General features: G+C 34.7%; 16 protein-coding genes and 1 tRNA gene. 8 read left to right on the top strand and 9 right to left on the bottom strand.

What is annotated here, in order from left to right; translation table 11 throughout:
- Position 1: 1 nt before the first annotated feature.
- The 5 genes from BMY56_RS09465 to BMY56_RS09445 form a co-directional block, all read right to left on the bottom strand.
- Positions 2–1,192 carry a glycoside hydrolase family 88 protein gene (locus tag BMY56_RS09465; protein ID WP_091623090.1) on the bottom strand — a complete coding sequence of 397 codons (1,191 nt, stop codon included), beginning with the start codon at positions 1,190–1,192 and terminating at the stop codon, positions 2–4.
- A 19-nt stretch (positions 1,193–1,211) separates the two neighbouring features.
- Positions 1,212–2,219 (bottom strand): 4-hydroxyproline epimerase, encoded by a 1,008-nt coding sequence (locus BMY56_RS09460; protein WP_091623088.1) that lies wholly within the window; start codon positions 2,217–2,219, stop codon positions 1,212–1,214.
- A 9-nt stretch (positions 2,220–2,228) separates the two neighbouring features.
- Positions 2,229–3,965: a DUF885 domain-containing protein gene (locus BMY56_RS09455; RefSeq protein ID WP_091623087.1), complete on the bottom strand. Its 1,737-nt coding sequence runs from the start codon at positions 3,963–3,965 to the stop codon at positions 2,229–2,231.
- A gap of 10 nt (positions 3,966–3,975) precedes the next feature.
- Positions 3,976–5,550 (bottom strand): aldehyde dehydrogenase (NADP(+)), encoded by a 1,575-nt coding sequence (locus tag BMY56_RS09450; protein WP_091623085.1) that lies wholly within the window; start codon positions 5,548–5,550, stop codon positions 3,976–3,978.
- A 117-nt stretch (positions 5,551–5,667) separates the two neighbouring features.
- Positions 5,668–6,585 (bottom strand): dihydrodipicolinate synthase family protein, encoded by a 918-nt coding sequence (locus BMY56_RS09445; protein WP_091623084.1) that lies wholly within the window; start codon positions 6,583–6,585, stop codon positions 5,668–5,670.
- A 132-nt stretch (positions 6,586–6,717) separates the two neighbouring features.
- Here BMY56_RS09445 and BMY56_RS09440 point away from each other — a divergent pair, with 132 nt between their 5' ends.
- The 8 genes from BMY56_RS09440 (at position 6,718) to BMY56_RS09405 (ending at position 13,623) form a co-directional block, all read left to right on the top strand.
- Positions 6,718–7,563 carry an AraC family transcriptional regulator gene (locus BMY56_RS09440; protein ID WP_091623081.1) on the top strand — a complete coding sequence of 282 codons (846 nt, stop codon included), beginning with the start codon at positions 6,718–6,720 and terminating at the stop codon, positions 7,561–7,563.
- Between the two features lie 86 nt (positions 7,564–7,649).
- Positions 7,650–7,733: transfer RNA gene (locus tag BMY56_RS09435), tRNA-Leu, on the top strand.
- A gap of 109 nt (positions 7,734–7,842) precedes the next feature.
- Entirely contained in the window at positions 7,843–8,742 is a 900-nt protein-coding gene (locus tag BMY56_RS09430; RefSeq protein WP_091623283.1) for a MerR family transcriptional regulator, read from the top strand.
- 14 nt (positions 8,743–8,756) lie between these two features.
- Entirely contained in the window at positions 8,757–10,214 is a 1,458-nt protein-coding gene (locus BMY56_RS09425; RefSeq protein ID WP_091623078.1) for a phytoene desaturase family protein, read from the top strand.
- Between the two features lie 8 nt (positions 10,215–10,222).
- Positions 10,223–11,062: a phytoene/squalene synthase family protein gene (locus tag BMY56_RS09420; RefSeq protein WP_091623074.1), complete on the top strand. Its 840-nt coding sequence runs from the start codon at positions 10,223–10,225 to the stop codon at positions 11,060–11,062.
- Positions 11,062–11,508, top strand: coding sequence for a sterol desaturase family protein (locus tag BMY56_RS09415; protein ID WP_091623072.1), 447 nt, complete (start codon positions 11,062–11,064; stop codon positions 11,506–11,508). Before BMY56_RS09420 ends, BMY56_RS09415 begins: the two co-directional genes overlap by 1 nt.
- Before the next feature lie 2 nt (positions 11,509–11,510).
- Positions 11,511–12,989, top strand: a complete 1,479-nt coding sequence (gene crtD, locus BMY56_RS09410; protein ID WP_177170946.1) for a 1-hydroxycarotenoid 3,4-desaturase CrtD — start codon at positions 11,511–11,513, stop codon at positions 12,987–12,989.
- Entirely contained in the window at positions 12,982–13,623 is a 642-nt protein-coding gene (locus BMY56_RS09405; RefSeq protein ID WP_091623067.1) for a carotenoid biosynthesis protein, read from the top strand. The genes crtD and BMY56_RS09405 overlap by 8 nt, the downstream gene beginning before the upstream one ends.
- 74 nt (positions 13,624–13,697) lie before the next feature.
- Here BMY56_RS09405 and BMY56_RS09400 read toward each other — a convergent pair whose 3' ends face one another.
- The 4 genes from BMY56_RS09400 to BMY56_RS09385 all read right to left on the bottom strand — a co-directional run bounded on the left by BMY56_RS09400 (position 13,698) and on the right by BMY56_RS09385 (position 18,446).
- Positions 13,698–14,327 (bottom strand): DUF3291 domain-containing protein, encoded by a 630-nt coding sequence (locus BMY56_RS09400; protein WP_317040609.1) that lies wholly within the window; start codon positions 14,325–14,327, stop codon positions 13,698–13,700.
- 72 nt (positions 14,328–14,399) lie between these two features.
- Entirely contained in the window at positions 14,400–14,954 is a 555-nt protein-coding gene (locus BMY56_RS09395; protein WP_317040608.1) for a TlpA family protein disulfide reductase, read from the bottom strand.
- A 78-nt stretch (positions 14,955–15,032) separates the two neighbouring features.
- Positions 15,033–17,306: an aconitate hydratase gene (locus BMY56_RS09390; protein WP_091623052.1), complete on the bottom strand. Its 2,274-nt coding sequence runs from the start codon at positions 17,304–17,306 to the stop codon at positions 15,033–15,035.
- A gap of 186 nt (positions 17,307–17,492) precedes the next feature.
- Positions 17,493–18,446 carry an AAA family ATPase gene (locus BMY56_RS09385; RefSeq protein ID WP_091623051.1) on the bottom strand — a complete coding sequence of 318 codons (954 nt, stop codon included), beginning with the start codon at positions 18,444–18,446 and terminating at the stop codon, positions 17,493–17,495.
- Between the last annotated feature and the right edge of the window lie 3 nt (positions 18,447–18,449).

The following is an 18,449-nucleotide window of genomic DNA, read 5'->3' as shown; positions in this document are numbered from 1 at the left end:
ATTACTTAACCATTTCACGTTGACGCATTAAGGCTTCTAAAAAGTAGTAATCAGCGTAATTTATGGGTACATTTATTTCAGAATCATTAGGTAGATGACCTGTAGAATGCTTTAAGAGATATCCTTCGTTGGTCCCCACCTCAGCCAAATAAGGCTCTTTGCTTAATGTTTCTACAATTGTAGTAGCTTCATCTTTAAAAGCTAATTTTAAATCACCTTCAACATAGGTACTGAGTTCATAAAGTGCCGATGCCGTTATTGCCGCTGCAGATGCATCACGAGGTGTTTGTGCTGTAATAGGTGCGTTGTAGTCCCAGTAAGGAACCCTATCTTCCGGTAGGTTTGGATGGTTCATTATAAACCCTGCTATTTTTTTTGCTTGATTTAAATATTTAGGTTTTTTAGTTTCCCTGTACATTACTATAAAACCATACAGACCCCATGCTTGGCCCCTAGCCCATGCAGATTCATCTTGATACCCTTGAGCTGTATTTCGCTTTAGAACTTCTCCTGTTTCGGTATCATAATCCAATACATGATACGAACTATAATCTTTTCTAAAATGCTTGGCCATAGTCGTATCTGCATGCGTTACGGCTATATCATAGAAAGTAGAATCACCAGAAATCTTCGTTGCTTCGAACAACATTTCTAAGTTCATCATATTATCAATAATTACAGGACACTTCCAACGGTCATTAGTTTCCCAAGATTGTATAATCCCTGCTTTTGGTTTAAAACGCGAAGAAAGTGATTTGGCTGCTTGAACCATTACTTTTTTATAGTCTTCATTATTCACATACTTCAAAGCATTACCATAACTATCTCCTATCATAAAACCCAGGTCATGTGTACCTTCCCAATATTGTATCGTATCTAAAAGTTTTGTGTAGTAGGTAGCCCTATTCTTCCATTCTTCATTTTTTGTTAGTCCGTATAAATTCCACATAGATCCTGGGTGAAATCCGCTGGTCCAATCATATACACCAACCGTATGCAACTTACCATTAACGATAGTTCTAGGCATGGGTTTATCTGTATCGACAAAAGGAATTGCATTTTCATATAGATACTCATACTGTTCAGAAACTTTATCTATAATAGAAATGGGTTTTTCAAATTCTACCTTTTTATCCTTGCAACTTCCGAAAAAAAGTATGATAAGTACTAAATACAGATTAAAATTTTTCATTGGCTGATTATGTATACTTTTAAATTACTTGAAATCCATAGGCATATGGATCATCATCATCAATGGTAATGGTATTTTGACCATAAATTTTGGCCCAACCTTTTATACTTGGTATAATTGCCGGTTTACCAGCTAAAGTAGTTTCTTCTTCAACACGACCTATAAATTGAGACCCGATAAAACTCTCATGAATAAAATCTTCTCTTAATGCTAACTTACCTTTAGCGTGCCATTGCGCCATTCGCGCAGATGTACCAGTACCACAAGGTGATCGGTCAATAGCTTTATCTCCATAAAAAACAGCATTTCTAGCGGTTGCATTTTCAGAAATAGTGGTACCCGTCCATAATAAATGACTTACATTTCTAATGGTTGAATCTATTGGATGTATAAAAGTATCTGGATATTTATCATTGATTTTCTCTCTTATTTCCTGACTAAACTGAATTAATTTACTCGCAGAATAATCTTGAATTCCTGTGAAGTTTTCTTGCGGGTCGACAATAGCATAAAAATTACCACCATAGGAAACATCAAAAGTAAGTTCTCCCAAATCTGATGATACTATCGTTAAATCTGTAGCAGCCAAATACGATTTAACATTCGTCAATTTTACCCAATCGACTTTACCTTTTGTTTGTTGGTATTTAATTTTCACTAAGCCAGCGGGAGTTTCCATACGTACTTCTCCATGAATTTTAGGAATTATCAATCCCTCTTCAATACCTATAGTAATAGCACCTATGGTACCGTGACCACACATAGGTAGGCAGCCACTTGTTTCAATAAACAAAATTCCGAAATCATTGTTTGGATCACTCGGCGGATAGAATATACTACCGCTCATCATATCATGGCCTCGCGGTTCATACATTAACCCCTTTCGAATCCAATCAAATTCTTTTAAAAAATGTTGCCGCTTTTCGCTCATGGTAGCACCGACCAAATCTGGACCGCCATGTTTTATTACCCTAACGGGGTTGCCACACGTATGGGCATCGATACAAGCAAATGTAGAACTGGCCATAAAAAATTTTTATTTCGTGCGATTGATATAAGCGTTTACCCTGCGCTCTAAAATAGGTAATGTTACCGTACCCTGTACCAAAATAATCTCATGAAAATCGCGAATATTAAATTTATCAGCTAAAACTTCTTCAGCTTTCTTTCTTAATTCTCTTATTTTCAGTTCTCCTATTTTATACGATATTGCTTGTCCTGGCCAAGCGATATAACGATCCGTTTCTGTGTTAATCTCATGTACCGATAATGCAGTATTATTAGTCATGTAATCTACCACTTGTTCTCTACTCCATCCTTTTGCATGAATGCCGGTATCAACAACTAACCTACAAGCACGCCACATTTCGTAAGTTAATTTACCGAACTCTTCATATGGCGTTCTATAAATACCTAGCTCATTCCCTAAAAACTCGGTATAAAGCGCCCAACCTTCGCCATAGGCTGACAAGTACATATTTCTTCTAAAATTCGGTATACTATCGCCCAATTCCTTGTTTAAACTTCCTTGTAAATGATGACCAGGTACAGCCTCATGTGCAGTCAATGAGGGTAAAGTATACAATGGTCTACTTTCTAATTTATAGGTGTTCACTAAATAATACCCTGGTTGTGTTTCTGATGAAGGCCCTGAGTACCTGCCTCCAGTATATTTGGGTGCGATGGCATCGGGCACTTTTATAACACCATAAGGTCGGCGTGGCAATGTTGAAAAATATTTTGGTAATTCGGCATCGATACGTTTTGCTATATCTCGTGCATTCATTAAAAGCTCATCGCCTGTTTTTGCATAAAATTGAGAATCAGTTCTAAGAAAGGTTAAAAACTCTGCAAAGCTTCCTTCAAAATTCACCTCTTCGATAATAGCATTCATTTCAGACTTAATACGGGCAACCTCAGAAAGCCCTATAGTGTGAATATCATCTGCTGAATATTCGGTGGTAGTTGTATAATAATCAATTCTATTTTGATAGAATTCTAAACCATTGGGGGTTTCAGATACACCGATAGCATTTCGTGTCGACGGAATATAATCTGTTTCAAAAAAAGTTTTGATTTTTTTGAAAGATGGCACCACCTTGTCCATTATAATATTTTGAGCCGCAATCGAAATAGAATCTTGTTGCCCTTTATTAATTATTTCTGGTAGCTGTTGTAATGGTCCGTAGAAACTACTTTGCGAAAAATCTGTTACAATGTGCGTATCATAGGTTGATTCATAACCATTAAAAATGATTTTAGGTTGCGAAACACCTTCTTTTAAACCTTTCTTCAATAAAACGATATGCTCGTCAACAAAGCTAGGTATGGCATTTAGCATTTTTAAATACTGTTTTGCATCTTCATAGCTTAAAATAGGTTTTATCCTATAATTAAGGTTTAAATGAAAACCTTGATCCGCCTGTATCGGATTTAAATACATTTTATACCGATACTCATCTACCTCATTTTGGAGCTGAAATCTTAACAGTTCGCAAGAAATCAATTCAGTTTCAGTAAGTGCAGTTTTATCTAAACCAGCTAGTATAGCCAATTTCTTTTCAGCAAACTCAGCATATTTTTTCGCTAAAGATTCTTTGTGAACACCTAAGGGGTAATCATTTCTATCAAATAAACTATACCCTTCAATATCTGAAATTATTGTAGATAATAGTGTATCATTATTTTGAGCTTGAGAATAGGTCGTAAATAGTAATAACGACAAACTTAAAATCACAATAATATAGTTGTATCGATAACTCAAGCTTTTCATAAGTTTATTTTTAATTTGTATACCTGCCTTCTTCCAATCGCACTATGCCTAAAGGATTTTCATTTTGCAGTGCTTTTGGAAGAAATGTATTAGGCCAATCTTGAAAAGAAACTGGGCGTACCCATCTTTTGATAGCCGACGTACCCACAGAAGTGAAACGAGAATCGGTTGATGCAGGAAATGGCCCACCATGAACCATTGAAGAACAAACTTCTACACCGGTAGGTACCCCATTAAACAAAATACGCCCTACTCTACTTTGAAGGGCATCAACCACACGAGCATATGTTGCAAGATCCTTTTCGTTTCCTAATACTGTACCCGTTAGTTGACCTTCTAAATTATTTAATATTTCTTCTAACTCTGCTGAATCTTTGCAACTTACAATTACAGAGAAAGGCCCGAAAACCTCCTTATGAAGTTTTGGATTCGCTAAAAACTTAGCTCCACTTACCTTCAATATTGCTGGTCGCGCTACATTTGCGCTAGTTTCTTTTGTATAATCTGCGATAACAGTAACCCCATCTTGCCCAGACAAATCATTTTTTCCCTCGTTATATGTACCATATATATTTGGATGCAACATGTAGGTTGGTTCAAGCTTAAGAATTTCTTGAGATAAGGTTTTCGCAAAAGCATCCATTTGCTCTCCGTTTATACCTAAAACCAAACCAGGATTGGTGCAAAATTGACCCGCACCCATAGTTATCGATGATGCGTATTTGGTTGCCCAGACATCGCCAGCAGCTTCAAGTGCAGAAGGAAAAATAACTACTGGGTTTATACTGCCCATTTCCGCAAAAACAGGAATAGGCTCATCGCGTTCGTTTGCCAATTTATATAAGGCCATACCACCATATAAACTACCTGTAAAACCAACAGCCTTAACTTTAGGGTGTTTTACTAATTGTTGACCTACCTCAATACCTCTACTATTTAAATTTGAAAAAACGCCATTTGGCATTCCTGTTTTCTCAGCAGCTTTTATAATTGCCGAAGAAACTAATTCTCCCGTTCCTGAGTGCATTGGGTGACTTTTTACAATCACAGGGCATCCTGCTGCAAGCGCACTTGCGGTATCACCACCGGCAGTTGAAAATGCCAATGGAAAATTACTGGCTCCAAAGACCACAACAGGTCCTAATGGAAATAGCATTTTTCTAATATCTGCTTTAGGCATTGGCTCTCGGTCTGGTTGTCCTTTTTCAATTACAGCCTCTACCCAAGAACCCTCTTTTAATAGCGCCGCAAACGCTCTCAATTGTCCCATGGTACGACCACGTTCTCCAAGGGCCCTACCTTCTGGCAAACCAGATTCTTTGCAATAAGTTATTATCAATTCATCTCCCAAAGCCTCAATTTCAAGAGCTATCGCTTCTAAAAAATCAGCTTTTTTACTACCAGAAATATCTTTATAGATTTTATAAGCTTCAGAAGCCAATTCAACCGCTTCATTAATTTCGACCGATGTCGCCTCATAAAATGTAAAATCGGTCTCTTTATTGGTTTTAGGATTGAATGTTTTATAGGTTACATCTCCTTGTTTTGACAACTTGTTTCCTATTATATTTTTTCCGCTTATCATTTTCTGTTTTTATGTGGTACTCAAAAATAGAGAAAGAACCTGTAATAACTTATGATTCTCTCTTTACTATTCAATCCGATTAATCTTCTAATTTCATCATCACTAATTAAAAAACAACTAGTTAATCCCTTTATAGTTAGGTAATTTTGGTCTAGAAGCCATTCCTTTTTTAATAACAGCAGCTACGCGTTCTCTTTCAGCACCAATTAAAGGTAATCTTGGCGCACGTACATTTTCAGTTCCGATACCTGTAGCTACTTCTGCCATTTTAATATTTTGTACCAATTGCGGACTAATATCTAGTTCCAATAAAGGTAAAAACCATCTGTAAATTTCCAATGCCTCTTCAATTCTTCCTGCTTTTGCTAACTCGAAAACAGCACAGGTTTCTGCAGGAAATGCACATACCAATCCAGCTACCCATCCATCGGCACCCATTAAAACACTTTCTAATCCTAAGGTATCAACACCTGTTAAAACTTTTAAACGATTACCGAACCTCGATTTAATACGGGTGATATTAGAAATATCTCTTGTCGATTCTTTAACTGCTTGTATATTATCACAGACCATTAGCTCATCGAACATATCTAAAGTAACCATGATACCATAATCGATAGGGTTATTATAGATCATAATTGGTAAGCTTGTGCTTTTGGCTGTTTCTTTAAAGTAAGTTACTGTTTCATAATCATTCGCTTTATAGCGCATTGGTGGCAGCATCATTAAACCTGTAGCGCCACATTCTTCGGCAACCTCTGCAGCATGAATAGCGCCTTTAGTGGTCTGTTCTGCTATATTAATAATTACAGGGACCTCGCCCTTTACAAGCTTTACGGTTTCCTTCATTAATACTTTTTTCTCATCATAGGTAAGTGTGCTCGCTTCCCCTAAAGTACCCCCTAGTATTATTCCGCTTACACCAGCGTCTAATTGCGCTTTAATGTTAACAGAAAACATTTCTAAATCTAATTCGTCTTTATTGGTAAACTTAGTAGTAACCGCAGGCATTACGCCTTTCCATGATATACTCATCTAATCTGTTTTTTGTGATATCCAAAACTACAAGTAGCATTTTAAATTTTATATTAATATATTAACCAGACCTAAGACTATTCTACCCTATTATTATCTTTTATTTGATTTAAAATGATAAATTAGATTCAAATGAAAGTATTTCCTTTTAAAATACCGAAACCTATAGATGAACATTTAATTGTTCAGATTGATAAAGAGCCCATATTTTATAATCGCTTGCATCAACACGAAGAAATACAAATTAGTTATATTATAAATGGAACAGGTAAATTATTGGTTGGCGATAGTATACATCAGTTTTCAAGAGATGATATTTATGTAATAGGCAGTAATCTTCCACATATTTTCAAAAGCATACCAGGGGAGTTAGACGCCCATATGATTACTGTTTTCTTTACCAAAAATACATTCGGAAATGATTTTTTCGAGTTACTTTACTTTAAAGATTTACAATCATTTTTCTTAAATTCAAATGGCGGCTTCAAAGTAATATCAAGCCAAAAACATATATCGGATTCCATAATAAAATTATCTTCTCAAGACAAGTTGAAACGTTTTGTTACTTTTTTACAGCTGTTAGAACTCTTAAGTACGGTAACCATAGAGCCCTTGAGTAAATTTATTTACTCGAAAACCTTAACATCTAATGATGGTGAACGTTTACAAGTGATTTTCGATTTTGTTTTCAAGAACTTCCAAAAACCAATTGCATTAGAAGAGATTTCTAAAATGGCATTTATGACTCCTAATGCATTTTGCCGCTTTTTTAAACAACGTACTAATAAAACCTTTTTCCAATTTTTAATCGAGCTTAGAGTTGAACATGCTTGCCAATTGCTCAGTTCTAAAAAGGAATTGAACATTAATCTTATTTCTGATCTATCTGGTTTTAATTCAATTTCGAACTTCAACAAAAAGTTTAAAAAGATAAAAGGCGTAACCCCTACCCAATACCAACAATCTATTTTTATATAGAAAAGTAGGTTTCCATATTTATTATCCTCAAATATTTTGTAATGAAAGATAGGTTTCTATATTTGCGTTTCTTTAACTAAACAATTGCCCACGTGGTGAAATTGGTAGACATGCTACCTTGAGGGGGTAGTGTTCGTAAGGACGTGCTAGTTCGAATCTAGTCGTGGGCACAAAAAGGCTAGATTTATATTTAGCCTTTATATTTTGATAAATTTAACTTTCCAATAGTATTTGACAAATCAATTAATTGTAAATTTGTTTAATTCTTTTTCAGAAAACATGAACAATGTAAAAAAGCAATTTAGTATTAGAGATTTAGAAAACCTCTCTGGTATTAAAGCACATACTATTCGAATTTGGGAAAAAAGATATAATCTATTATCACCAGAAAGAACAGACACTAACATTAGAACGTATAGCCTGTCAAGCTTACAAAAGTTACTTAATGTTACCCTTTTATATAACAACGGTCATAAGATTTCCAAAATTGCAAAAATTTCTGATCATGATATTCCCTATGTTGTAAGAGAAATTGTAGCAAAGCATAGCCATAAGAGTCAGGCCATAAATGCGTTTAAATTAGCGATGGTGAATTTTGACCAAACCATGTTCTTTAATACGTATAACGCATTGTTAAGTGAAAATTCGTTTAGGGAAATCTTTAAAGAGACTTTCGTTCCATTACTCAATGAACTTGGTCTATTATGGCAAACAGATACAATTAGTCCGGCTCATGAGCATTTCATAAGCAGTTTAATTAAGCAAAAGATTCTTATTAATACTGAAAAGTTGCAGCACTTAGAACCTTCTAAGAAAGATAAAATTTTTGTCGCTTTTTTACCTGAAAACGAAATTCACGATATAGGCCTTTTATATATTAATTATGAAATAATCTTAAAAGGATATAAATGTATTTATCTTGGACCAACAATTCCTATGGAAAATCTAGAGGACGTTTTAAAATATTTTGATGATATCTACTTTGTATCATATTTCACAGTTTTTCCTGAGAAAGACCGAATTAATAAATATTTAGAAGATTTTAGCGAATTGGTTTCAAATTACAACAATCCTAATTTTTGGATATTGGGAAGACAAACCCAATTTATTGACGAAAAAACAAAACCAAACTTTTGTAGAACGTTTCATTCTATAGATAAATTGGTAAGTAACCTATAATTGAAAGTTAATAAATGAAGAAAAATTGCATCGTAATAGGTTCTGGTTTCGCATCTTTATCAGCAGCGTGTTACTTAGCAAAAAATGGGTGGAACGTTTCTGTTTATGAAAAAAACGACTCTGTAGGTGGGCGGGCTTCTCAATTCGTTAAAGACGGTTTTACCTTTGATATGGGGCCAAGCTGGTACTGGATGCCAGATATCTTCGATAAGTTCTTTGCTGATTTCAATAAGAAAACCTCTGATTATTATCAACTGGATAAATTGAGTCCTGCATATAAAATTTACTTTTCTGACGACATCATTACCATTGGTGATTCGATGGATAAAATTTGTCTGGAATTTGAAAGAATTGAACCTGGCAGCTCAAAGGAGTTGAAAAAGTTTATTCAAGAGGCACAAATTAATTATGATATTGCGATTAATAAAATTGTTTTGAGACCAGGTCTTTCTCCCTTAGAGTTGATAACAAAAGAAACTATTTTAAAAGTCGACCAATTTTTTAAGACTATAAGTTCTCAAGTTAGAAAGCGATTTAAAAATCAGAAATTAATATCTACCTTAGAATTTCCGGTATTATTTTTAGGTGCAAAACCTAGCAATACTCCCTCATTTTATAGTTTTATGAACTTTGCCGATTTTGGTTTAGGTACTTGGCACCCTAAAGGTGGAATGTATGAGGTTATAAAAGCCATGCAGAATCTTGCTATTGAATTGGGAGTTACTATACACACATCTAAACCTGTTGATAAAATATTAGTGACGAACGGAAAAGCATCAGGGGTTTCATCTGGTGGAGAAATATATAATGCAGATGTGATTTTGAGCGGTGCTGACTATCACCATTCAGAAAGTTTACTTGAACAAAAATATAGACAATACTCAGAGTCATATTGGGACAAGAAAGTATTTGCACCATCATCATTGCTCTTTTATATTGGTTTTGACACCAAATTGAAGAATGTTGAGCATCATAATCTCTTTTTTGATACCGATTTTGAGTTACACGCAAAAGAAATATATGATAATCCACAATGGCCATCTAATCCATTATTCTATGCTAATTTTCCGTCTATAACGGACGCAAGCATGGCGCCAAAAGACTGTGAAACAGGTTTTTTCTTGGTACCAATTGCTACCAACCTAGAAGATACACAAGAATTGAGAAACCAATATTTCGAATTAATTATGAAAAGATTTGAATTAAGAACTGGTCAAAACATCAGAAATAATATTATATTCAAGGAGGCATTTTGTGTTAAGGATTTTAAAGACCGATACAACTCATATAAAGGAAATGCTTACGGCATGGCAAATACCCTTATGCAAACGGCATTTTTGAGACCCAATTTAAGAAGCAAAAAAGTAACTGATTTATATTTTACAGGACAACTGACTGTACCTGGGCCCGGAGTTCCACCTGCATTGATCTCTGGTAAATTAGTGTCAGAATTAATTATAAAAGATAATTAGTTTAACGCATGAAAGCAACTTTTGACCAAGTCTCATACCAATGTAGTAAAGTCGTTACTGAACGATATAGCACTTCGTTTGCATTAGCAACAAAAATGCTTCATTCTTCTATTCGTGGCCATATATATAATATTTACGGCTTTGTTCGCTTTGCTGATGAAATAGTAGATACATTTCATGATTATGATAAAGTAGTACTTTTTGATAAATTTGAACAAGAATTGGAAGCGGCACTAATTGACAAAATTAGTCTTAATCCTATTTTGAACTCTTTTCAACACACCTATCATACGTACAATATACCTAAGCATCTTGTTGATTCTTTTATGAAAAGCATGCGAATGGATTTAGTAAAGAATGTATATCTAACAGATGCAGAATACAAAGAATACATATATGGTTCAGCAGATGTAGTTGGTTTAATGTGTTTAAAGGTATTTGTAAAAGGTGATATTGAGAAATATGAAGGATTAAAGGAATCAGCAATGGCTTTGGGGTCGGCATTTCAAAAAGTGAATTTCCTAAGAGATGTAAAGGCAGATTTTGAAGAATTAAATAGATCATATTTTCCAAACACCAATTTAAAGGAACTAGATGAAAATTCTAAAAAAAGAATTGTTGAAGAGATTAAAGCAGATTTTAAGTTAGGTTATAAAGGAATTATCGCCTTACCCACAGAAGCTAAATTCGGTGTTTACACAGCATATAAATATTATTATAAACTATTAAAAAAACTACAAAGCACACCATCTTTAGAAATTAAAAATGCAAGAATAAGAGTGCCCAACTATCAGAAATTTGGACTTTTAGCACGCTCTTATGTTAAATATAAAATGAACTTAGTATAATGAATATAGTAGTGTGGATATTAATATTTTTAGGAACTTTTTTGTTCATGGAATTTATGGCGTGGTTTACGCACAAATTCATAATGCATGGTTTTCTATGGAGTTTACATAGGGATCATCACAAAAAAGATCATGATTCATGGTTCGAAAGAAATGATGCTTTTTTTATTTTTTACGCAATTGTTAGTATGTCTTTATTCTATTTTGGCACTACCGGTTTTTGGTATGGCTATCCATTGGGGTTTGGAATATTAGCGTATGGCATAGCTTATTTCTTAGTGCATGACATATTCATTCACCAACGCTTCAAACTCTTTAGAAACGCTAATAATTGGTATAGCAGAGGTGTTAGAAGAGCTCACAAAATGCATCATAAGCATTTAGGAAAAGGTGATGGAGAATGTTTTGGTATGCTCTTCGTTCCTTTTAAGTATTTTAAAAAGTAATTATGGCTAAAGTTCTGGTAATTGGTGCCGGCATTGCTGGTATAGCCAGTGCTTTACGCTTTCGAAAGAAGGGCTATGAAGTCATAGTTTTAGAAGCCAATAGTTATCCTGGCGGTAAATTGCATGCAAAAGAACAAGATGGTTTCCGATTTGACCTAGGGCCATCATTATTTACAATGCCTCATTTAGTAACTGAATTATTTGAGCTGTTTAATAAACAACCAGAAGACCACTTTCAATTCAATCAAAAAACAAATATTTGCAACTACTTTTGGGAAGATGGACATCGGTTTAATGCCATTTCAAACAAACAGGACTTTATAAACACTGCGGCCAAAAGTTTTAATGAACCAGCAGAGCATATTTCAAAATATATTGAGCGAAATAAAAGAAAGTATGATCTGACTGCTTCCTTATTTCTAGAAAAATCACTTCATAAATTAGAAACTTATTTATCTAGACAGACTATACACGCTATATTGCAAATTGGAATTCTAGATGTAAATTCCACATTAAACAAAATAAACGAGCGTAGCTTTAAGAATCCTAAATTGGTGCAATTATTTAATAGGTATGCCACCTACAATGGATCCTCCCCTTATCAATCTCCTGGAATTATGTCCATGATTCCACATTTAGAAATGGATTTTGGCACATTTTTCCCAAAAGGTGGAATGCACCAAATAAGTTTAAGCCTCTATAAATTAGCCTTGGACCAAGGTGTCCGATTTAATTTCAACGAAAAAGTTGAACGAATCATAATAGAAAATAATAGTGCTACAGGAGTAAAAACCATTAAAAAAAATTATCTAGCTGATAAAATAGTTTCCAACATGGACATCTACCCTACGTATAAACAATTATTGCCTAATGAAAAATCACCTAAAAAAACCTTGGCACAAGAACGTTCTAGTTCAGCGTTAATTTTTTATTGGGGAATTGAAAAAGAATTTCCAGAACTGGATTTACACAATATTCTTTTCAGTGCGTCATATGAAAAAGAATTTTCAACTATTTTCAGGGATAAAACATTATTTAATGACCCCACGATTTATATCAACATTACTTCAAAAGAAAATCCAACAGATGCTCCAAAAGGTCATGAAAACTGGTTTGTTATGATTAACGCACCAGGAAATTATGGACAAGATTGGGAAGCATTAAAGAAACGGGCAAGAAAGAATATTATACTGAAACTGAACAGGATATTAAAGATAGATATAGAAAAATTAATTACTACAGAACATGTGTTAGACCCTATGGGTATCGAATCTAATACAAGTTCCTATAGAGGTGCATTGTATGGAGCTGCGAGTAATAACAAATATGCAGCGTTCTTGAGACATCCAAATTTTTCACGTTCAATTAAAAATTTATATTTCTGTGGTGGTTCGGTGCATCCTGGTGGTGGCATTCCATTATGTCTATTATCCGCAAAAATAGTTGATGACTTAGTTCCCGAAACAATTACCCATGCTTGATATATTAAAAAAAAATAAAGTTTGGTTGAGTGTTGGAATCATCTGGTTATTCCATATCTCAGCAGTTATTGGTATCACTTTAGGCAATTTAAATTGGTTTATTGAGAAAACACCAATAAACCTAGGACTCTCATTTTTTCTTTTTTTATTTATTTATCCAATCAACAATTTAAGCAAAGTCACAGCCCTCCTACTCTTTTTTGTTGGAGGTATGTTTGCAGAATGGCTTGGCGTAAACTATCAAATTCTATTTGGCGAATATAAGTACGGACATAATTTTGGACCTAAATTAGACGGAGTGCCTTACTTAATTGGTGCCTATTGGGCGTTATTGACATTTATAACAGCAAGTATATTAGATTTTACCACGCTGCCCTACCGTGTAAAAATAATAGGAGCTGCAGGGTTAATGGTAATTCTTGATTTTTTTATGGAAAAAAGCGCTCCAACATTTCATTTTTGGACGTTTAGTGGTGGTATGCCAACTTTTGAAAATTATTGGACTTGGCTTTTGGTGGGCATTCTTTTTCAAGTTGTACTTAAACTATTTAACATAAAGGGGAACCAAGTATTTTCCTTTAACTTGTATTTAGCACAGCTATGTTTTTTTGTTTATTTTTATTTTTATGATTGACAACTTGCCTTAAAACTAACGAAGTATATTAATAAAAAAAGATTGTTTTTTAAATAGGTTTAGAGAAATCGGGATTAGAAAGGGAGTTCTCCCATTGCCTCCCAAGTACCAATTGACTTATAGGGTTGAAATCTAGAAAAAAGCTCCTCACTATACCAGTTTAATTTTTTTGTTTTTTCAATTGCCTGTGCATGCTCTTTACTACCATAAGCAAATTGCATAAGCGACTCTTTATCCTTCCAAATACTGAACGTAGCCATTTGTAAAAATGGAACTTCGCCTATCCCCTTTGTAAACATAAGACCTTTATTATTTTCTAATGATTTTTGGGAGGTGGGCACATATTTCCAAAATTTATATAGCAAACTTAACTTAATGGTTGCCCTAGTTATAACTGCTATATATGGATTATTCTCAGTTATACTATCACTTTTGACAAAAGGATTTTTACCAGACCATTCACCTTTAGCTTTAATGTTTTTCAAAAATAGCGAACAACGCTCTGTGGACTTTTTTAGATATCTTTTCATTAATACAGATTCTTCAAAAAAGACATTGGCTTCTTCCTCGTTCTCCCAAATTTGAAGTAATACGTAAACTGACCAGTCTGCAAATGGATTGAACCCATCCCTTCCACTACCCATTAATTTATAATCCTGGAGCCCTTTAACCTCGGATAATGCTACATGTGCAAATTGCATCATACCAAAAGCCCAAATTTTATTTCGTAAAGTGTGGTATTTAAAAAAAGTTATCGTCGTAACTTGAGACATATTTTATTCCGAAATAAGCTCATTTAGCAGTGTATCCACTTTTTCATTTTGCCAATCAGCAATAGCATTTTGGTGTATTACGATAAAACCATTTTTATCTATTACGTATGATCCTGGTGGCTTAAGCAATGATAATGGACTCGTTTCTCCTATAATTTGGTACGTTACCGGAAATGTATACCCTTTCTCTTTCATAAAAAGTTCAACAGGCTCTCTTTCCTCGTTTGTTATTATATAGAACTTTATCTTATCTCCAAAAGTATCGTACAAGTACTGAATATCTTTTAACTGTGCCTGTGATGGCATGTGCCAAGATGTCCAAAAAGTTATGAATGCTACTTTTCCTTTAGCCTCATTGAAATTGATAAATTTCCAACTCTCATCTTTAAGCTTCCAATCATAATCAGAAATTTTACCTCTTTTTTCTTGCTTGATAATCGTTGGTGAAGTGGCAAAAATTCTATTAAGGAGTATTTTGCTGTAATCACCCAAAGGCGTAACAAAAAATGAAAGTACAAATGCAATAATCATTAGGGTAAAAACCGTCTGTCTCTTCATTGAAATGTAATAGGGTTCAAAACTAAAAAACTCCTGATAATAATCAGGAGTTTTGCTTACTTATTTTAAGCTATTGATTTATGAAGCGTTTTCTCTCTTAATTACATTAAGAGCAGAACCTTCTCTATACCATCCTATTTGGGCAGCATTGTACGTATGATTTACTTTAATTACATCTTTACTACCATCAGCATGAACAATCTCTATTGTTAATTGTTTGTCTGGTGCAAATTCTGCAATATCAAGAAAGTTAAAGGTGTCATCTTCTTGAATAAGGTCATAATCACTTTCATTTGCAAAAGTCAATCCTAACATACCTTGTTTTTTAAGGTTTGTTTCATGTATACGTGCAAATGACTTAACTATAACAGCAGCGACCCCTAAATGACGAGGCTCCATAGCAGCGTGCTCACGAGAAGAACCTTCACCATAGTTGTGATCCCCTACAACAATACTTCTAACACCAGCAGCTTTGTACGCGCGTGCTGTATCAGGAACACCGCCAAATTCACCTGTTAATTGATTTTTAACCAAGTTGGTCTTGTGACCAAAAGCATTAACAGCACCAATTAAACAATTGTTAGATATATTATCTAAATGACCACGGAAACGTAACCAAGGACCTGCCATTGAGATATGATCCGTAGTACATTTACCAAAAGCTTTAATCAACAATTTAGCACCTTTTAAACTTTCGTCTTTAATAGGTGTAAATGGCTCTAATAATTGCAATCTTTCAGAATCTAAAGCTACTTTAACAACTACACCAGAACCATCTTTGTCTGGAGCAAGATAACCAGCATCTTCCACTTCAAAACCTTTTGGAGGTAATTCCCATCCTGTTGGCTCATCGAACATTACTTCTTCTCCATTTTCATTGATTAATTTATCCGTCATCGGATTAAAATCTAACCTACCAGCTATTGCGATAGCTGCGGTTATTTCTGGAGAGGCTACGAAAGCGTGCGTATTTGGGTTACCGTCTGCACGTTTTGCAAAGTTTCTATTGAAAGAATGAACAATACTGTTTTTCGGTGCATTTTTAGGGTCACTGTAACGAGCCCATTGACCGATACAAGGGCCACATGCATTAGTGAATATTTTAGCGTCCAATTTCTCGAAAATTCCAAGAATGCCATCACGAGCAGCTGTATAACGTACTTGCTCAGAACCAGGATTAATTCCTAATTCAGCTTTCATTTTTAATCCTTTATCAATTGCTTGTTGTGCAATTGATGATGCTCTAGACAAATCTTCATAAGAAGAGTTCGTACAAGAACCTATTAATCCCCACTCAACAACTAATGGCCATTCATGCGCAGTAGCCTTCTCTGTCATATCGTGACCAACTTTAGTCGACAAATCTGGCGTAAAAGGACCATTCAACAATGGAGTTAATTCTGATAAGTTTATTTCAATAACTTCATCAAAATATTGTTCTGGGTTTGCATATACCTCGGCATCAGCAGTTAAATGCTCTCTAACTTTGTTTGCTGCATCAGCAATATCAGCTCTATCGGTAGCTCTTAAATAACGCTCCATTGAGTCATCATAACCAAATGTAGATGTAGTAGCACCAATTTCAGCACCCATGTTACAAATAGTTCCTTTACCAGTACATGATAAAGATTTAGCACCAGAACCAAAATATTCTACGATTGCTCCCGTTCCACCTTTTACAGTAAGAATTTCGGCAACTTTAAGTATTACATCTTTAGGTGCCGTCCAACCAGATATTGTTCCAGTCAACTTAACACCGATTAATTTCGGGAATTTTAATTCCCAAGCCATACCTGCCATTACATCAACAGCATCAGCTCCACCAACACCAATAGCAACCATTCCTAATCCACCTGCATTTACAGTATGTGAATCTGTACCGATCATCATACCTCCTGGAAACGCGTAATTCTCAAGTACAACTTGGTGAATGATACCTGCGCCTGGTTTCCAAAAACCAATTCCGTATTTATTAGAAACAGATTCTAAAAAATCGAACACTTCAGCACTGGTTGTATTTGCAGATTTCAAATCTGCAGTAGCACCGTTTTTTGCCTGAATCAAGTGATCACAGTGAACTGTAGTTGGAACTGCTACTTTAGGCTTACCAGCTTGCATAAACTGCAATAAAGCCATTTGAGCTGTTGCATCTTGACAAGCGATACGATCCGGAGCAAAATCAACATAATCTTTACCTCTCGTAAATGCCTTAGTTGGCGCCCCATCCCAAAGATGTGAATATAAAATTTTCTCCGAAAGGGTAAGTGGTTTTCCGACAATACTCCTAGCCTCATCAACACGTTTAGCCATATTAGCGTAAACCCCTTTTATCATATCAATATCAAATGCCATTCTTTATCTTATTTTAAGTTAGCGCAATTCGGTAAATTTAAGAAAATCTACAACGCAATTAAAATTAAATAAGTATGATTGTTCGGTTTTTCTTTAATAGGCAAACAATTTATAACTAACACATTCTACACAATGTGTTCATTGTAACAATTTGTATATAAAAAGCTAAAAATATTAGAGAGAAGGTTAAAGCAATTTATCGATGATATCCTCTTCGCTGATACCTTCTGCTTCTGCTTTATAGTTTTTGATAATACGATGTCGAAGTATCCCTTTTACAACCACATGCACATCTTCTATATCTGGTGAAAATTTACCATTAATAGCGGCATTTGCCTTGGCGCCTAAAATAAGATTTTGCGATGCCCTAGGGCCAGCACCCCAATCTAAATATTGCTTCACATAGTCTGAAGCTGAATCTAAATTTGGTCTAGTACTGTTCACTAATTTAACAGCATACTCTACAACATTATCGGCAACAGGAATTCTTCGAACTAATTCTTGAATTTCTATAATATCTTGAGCGCTAAAAAGAGGATTTACAGTTTGCTTAATATTTGCTGTTGTATTCTTAACCACTTGAATTTCTTCTGCAACAGAAGGATATTTTAATTCTATTGCAAACATAAAACGATCTAATTGGGCTTCTGGCAAAGGATAAGTACCTTCTTGCTCTATTGGGTTCTGAGTAGCTAAAACAAAATATGGAAGTTCTAATTTATGCTGATGGCCGGCAATTGTAACCGCTCTTTCTTGCATTGCCTCTAAAAGTGCCGCCTGCGTTTTTGGTGGAGTTCTATTAATTTCATCAGCCAAAATGATGTTAGAAAAAATAGGCCCTTTAAGAAATTTAAAATTTCTATTCTGATCTAATATTTCACTACCAAGTATATCACTAGGCATTAAATCAGGAGTAAATTGTATTCTTTTAAAATCTAAACCTAAAGCTTGTGCGATGGTATTCACCATCAACGTTTTTGCTAGACCGGGAACACCTATTAATAATGAGTGGCCCCCTGTGTAAATTGAAAGCAGAATCTGTTCAATTACTTCATCTTGACCTACAATAACCTTTGCTATTTCCTTTTTAAGCTCGGCATGTTTTAAAACTAGGCGTTCTATAGCGGCAACGTCTGACATATA

It is taken from the genome of Maribacter orientalis (assembly GCF_900109345.1).
Classification (GTDB): Bacteria; Bacteroidota; Bacteroidia; order Flavobacteriales; family Flavobacteriaceae; genus Maribacter; species Maribacter orientalis.
Note: the sequence above shows the minus strand (reverse complement) of the source record. Positions and strands in the feature narration are given on the sequence as shown.